The sequence below is a fragment of the Planomonospora algeriensis genome (assembly GCF_977012225.1).
Genome location: NZ_CDRNDK010000498.1, coordinates 1 through 4,275, shown reverse-complemented (window position 1 = coordinate 4,275; position 4,275 = coordinate 1). Strand labels below are relative to the sequence as shown.

General features: G+C 74.5%; 2 protein-coding genes and 1 pseudogene. 2 read left to right on the top strand and 1 reads right to left on the bottom strand.

The window, feature by feature from the left end; translation table 11 throughout:
• Window positions 1–78: 78 nt before the first annotated feature.
• Window positions 79–630 carry a lytic transglycosylase domain-containing protein gene (locus tag ACWJ6R_RS31125; RefSeq protein ID WP_449065645.1) on the bottom strand — a complete coding sequence of 184 codons (552 nt, stop codon included), beginning with the start codon at window positions 628–630 and terminating at the stop codon, window positions 79–81.
• An 879-nt stretch (window positions 631–1,509) separates the two neighbouring features.
• Between ACWJ6R_RS31125 and ACWJ6R_RS31120 the strand changes: the two genes are divergently transcribed.
• Both ACWJ6R_RS31120 and ACWJ6R_RS31115 read left to right on the top strand, forming a co-directional pair.
• The gene (locus tag ACWJ6R_RS31120) at window positions 1,510–2,706 is read left to right on the top strand and encodes an MFS transporter (RefSeq protein ID WP_449065644.1); all 1,197 of its coding nucleotides are present in this window, start codon (window positions 1,510–1,512) and stop codon (window positions 2,704–2,706) included.
• A gap of 15 nt (window positions 2,707–2,721) precedes the next feature.
• Window positions 2,722–4,022 (top strand): annotated as a pseudogene (locus tag ACWJ6R_RS31115) (D-arabinono-1,4-lactone oxidase).
• Window positions 4,023–4,275 lie beyond the last annotated feature (253 nt).

Genomic DNA, 4,275 nt, shown 5'->3' with positions numbered 1-4,275 from the left:
CCGGGTGACGCGGGCGGGCGCCCCGGCCGTGCCGGGTCCCGCGCTCCGCGGACGGGCGCGGCCCGGCGGTGGGCCCCGTCACGGGTAAGTGCGGGCGTAGGCCTCGGCGATGCCCAGAACCTTCCTGACGTACGACCACGAGTGGTTGTAGAACCAGACGGCCTTCTCCAGTTTCCTCCCGCCCTGGCCCGCGCCGTTGGCGCATAGGTAGTTGGCCGCCCCGGGGACGGCGTCGTAGGGGCTCCAGATGTCCTTGACGCCGTCGCCGTCGCCGTCCACGCCGTAGGCCCTCCAGGTGGCCGGCATGAACTGCATCGGCCCCTGCGCGCCCGCCGAGGACGGGCCGTTGTTGCGCCCGTGCGAGCTCTCCACCTGGCCGATCGCGGCCAGCACGGTCCACGACAGGCCGGGGCAGACCTCGGCCGCCTTCCGGTACAGCTCCAGGTAGCTGCCGGGCCGCCCGACCGCCGCCCGGCGCGCCGCCTGCGGCCGGGGCACCGTCCCCGTTCCCGTGCCGGTCTTCTCCCGCGCCGCGCCGCCCGCTCCCAGCGGCACGATCTGCGAGCCCGCGCCCAGCAGCTTGCGCACCCCGGCGCCGAGCGCGTCCGTCGCCTTCGCCGGGCCGTGCACCAGCAGCGCCGAGCGCCGGGCAGCAGCCCCAGCCGGCGGCCGGTCTCCTGCCCGACCAGGCCGTCCACGCCGGGCAGCCCGAAGCGGGCCGAGGCGGCGACCCGGAGCTTGGGCCCGCCGTCCACCTGGTAGTGCGAGCCGAGGACCAGTCCGAGCCGCCGGACCGCCGCACCGTCGGCGACGAGCTCCCCCCTGGCCAGTGCGTCCCACACGCCCTGCTCGGCCGCCACCGCCTCGGGCGCCCAGGCGCGGAAGCGGGCGGGGTCCACCGCGAGCAGGTTCAGCCCGGCCCCGGAGACCCGTACGGCCCCGCCGTCGAACGCGTCGACCTTCCGGACGTGCTCCAGCCCGGCGATGTCGTCCCTGGTCTGCTGGGGCAGGGTGGAGCGGGAGATCACCAGCAGCCGGGGCGGGGTCGGGGCGGCTCCGGGCGTGCCGGCGTCCCCGGTCCTTCCGGCGCCTCCCGTGTCCCTGGTCCCTCCGGTTTTCCCGGCGCCCCCGGTCGCTCCGGCGTCCCCGGTGGCGCGGGCGGCCGGGGCGGAGGCGGTCGCCCGTGGGAACGGCCTGCGGGGAGAGCCCTCTCAGGTCGGAGACGCCGGCGCGGGCGGCGCCCGCCGTACCGGGGACGGATTCCGGAGCCGCGGCCGGCCCGGCGGGCCGGACCGCCATCACCACCGCCCCGGTCGCGGCGGTCAGCGCGACCAGTCCCGCCAGGATCATCAGGAACACCCGCAACCTGGGAAGACTCTGGCGCTCGGTCACGTTTGCCTCAGCGGGCCGTACAGCGCACCGTCGCGTGGAAAATCACTTGCCGGGCTGCCGTTTGGTGCGAAATCGTCAATGCGATCCACGCCTGGGGCGTGCGGAAGGGGAAAATCGGTGGTCGGGCCGTACCGGGAGCTGTTCAGCACGCCCGGCGTCAAGGGTTTCGTGATCTCAGGCTTCGTCGGGCGGATGCCGATGTCGATGCTGGGACTGGGCATCATCGTGCTCGTCGAGACCCTGACGGGGTCGTACGGCATGGCGGGCGCGGTCGCAGCCACCGTCAGCGTCTCCTATGCCGTCGCCGCGCCCTTCTCCGGGCGCCTGGTGGACAAGTTCGGTCAGGCCAGGGTAATCGTCCCGCTGACCTTCGCGCACGGGAGTGCGCTGATCGCGCTGATGCTCTGCGCGCGGGCCGGGGCGCCCGCCTGGACGCTGTTCGCCTCGGGCCTGGTGGCGGGCGCGACGGCGGTCTCCCTCGGCGCGCTGGTGCGCGCCCGCTGGGCCCACGTGCTGAGCGGGTCGGATCGGCTGCACACCGCGTTCTCGTTCGAGTCGGTCGCCGACGAGGTCATCTTCGTCGCCGGTCCGGCGCTCGCCACCTCCCTGGCCACCATGGTCAATCCCTACGTCGGCCTGATCGTGGTCGTGGTCTGCGCGCTCGTCGGCACCTTCGCCTTCGCCCTGCAGCGCGGCTCCGAGCCGCCGGCCCTCCGGGGCGAGACGCACTCCGGCACCCCCATCACGATCCCCGGGGTCGCCCTGCTGTCGTGCGTCTTCCTCGGCATGGGCGCGGTCTTCGGCTCGGTGGACCTGATCACGGTGGCGTTCGCCGAGGAGCGCGGCGTCCCGGTCGCCGGCGGGCTGCTGCTGTCCGCGCTCGCGGGCGGGAGCCTGGTGTCCGGCCTCTGGTACGGCGCGCGGCCCTGGAAGCTCTCCCTGCGCACCCGGTTCGTCCGGGCGCTGGGCACGTTCGCCGCCGGGCTCACCCCCGTCTTCCTGGTCGGCGACCTGCGGGTGATGGCCGTGGCGCTGTTCGTCGCCGGCCTCTCGATCTCCCCCACGATCATCACCGGTTACGCGCTGATCGAACGGCTGGTCCCGGCCCACCTGCTGACCGAGGGCATGTCCTGGCTCTCCACCGCGATCGGGTTCGGCGTGGCGCTCGGCGCGTGGGCCGCGGGACGGCTCACCGACCTGTTCGGCGCGTCCAACGCCTACGCCTTCCCCTTCCTCTGCGCCCTGCTGGCCGCGGCCGTCGGCGTCGCGGGCTCGACGTGGCTGCGGCCCCCTGTTGCGGAGCAGAAATCATGAGTATCGTTCATATTCATGCGCGAGTTCCGTAACTGGGCGGGCAACCAGTCCGTCGTGCCCGCCGAGGTCCGGACCCCCTCCTCGGTCGAGGAGGTGGTGCGGGCCGTACGGGACGCCGCGGCGTCGGGGCGGCGGGTGCGCATGACGGGGACCGGGCACTCGTTCACCGGCGCGGCCCTCACCGACGGCCTGCTGCTCCGCCCCGACGGGCTGACCGGGATCCTGCGGGTGGGCGACGGCCGGGTGACGCCGCGGCGGGCACCCCGCTGCGGGCCCTCAACGAGGAACTCCACCGCATGGGCCTGGCGCTGGCGAACATGGGCGACATCACCGCCCAGACGCTGGCCGGGGCGATCCAGACCGGCACCCACGGCACCGGCCGCGACGTCGGCGGCCTGGCCGACCAGGTGCTCGCGCTGGAGATGGTGCTCGCCGGCGGCGAGGTCGTCACGGTCCGGGCGGACGCCGCCGACCAGGCGGAGCGGGACCTGTTCGACGCCGCGCGGGTCGGCCTGGGCGCGCTCGGCGTGCTGACCGCCGTGACCTTCCGGGTGGAGCCGTCGTTCCTGCTGCGCAGCACCCGGCAGCCGATGGCGCTGAGCGAGATCCTCGGCTCCCTCGACGCCCTCACCTCCGGCAACGAGCACCTGGACTTCTTCTGGCTGCCGCACACCGATACCTGCCTCACCAAGCGCAACAACCGCAGCGCCGGTCCGGCCGACCCGCCGAGCGCCTTCAAGCGCTGGCTGGACGACACGTTCCTGGAGAACACCCTGTTCGGCGCGCTGTGCGGGATCGGCGCCCGCCTCCCCGGCGCGATCCCCCGGATCAACGCGCTCTCGGCGGCGGCGCTGTCGGCCTCCACCCGCACCGACGCCTCCTACAAGGTCTTCACGAGCGTGCGGGAGGTCCGGTTCCTGGAGATGGAGTACGCCGTCCCGCGACGGCACCTCGGCCAGGCCCTGCGCGAGACCCGCGACCTGATCGAGCTGCGCGGCTGGAGGATCGGCTTCCCCGTCGAGGTGCGGGTCACCCCGGCCTCCGACGCGTGGCTGTCCACCGCCTACGGCAGGGACACCGCCTATCTCGCCTGCCACATCTACCGGCCCACGCCGCACCCCGAGTACTTCGAGGGCGTCGAGGAGATCATGACGCGGCTCGGCGGACGTCCCCACTGGGGGAAGCTGCACACCCGTGACGCCGCCTACCTGGGCACCGTCTACCCGCGGTTCGCCGACTTCCTGGCGCTGCGCGACCGCCTGGATCCGGATCGGCTGTTCGCCAACGACTACCTGGACGGGGTGCTGGGCCCCTGAGCGGCGCCCGCCCGGTCCGGGCCGCAAGGGGGCGCCCAAGGGTCCGCCAAGGAACGGCGCGCCCGCGTGTCCGCACGGCTCCTCTCCGCTCCTCCGCGGGCACACTGCGCAGTGTCCCGCGCCGCTCTACCCCGAGGAGCCCTGGAGATGACCTTCCTCCGCCGCCCCGGCCAGGCTCAGCGCCCCGCCGCCCCCGCCGACACCGCCGCCGATCCCGGCACCGCCCGCGTCCCCGCGGTTCCCGCCGCGCCGG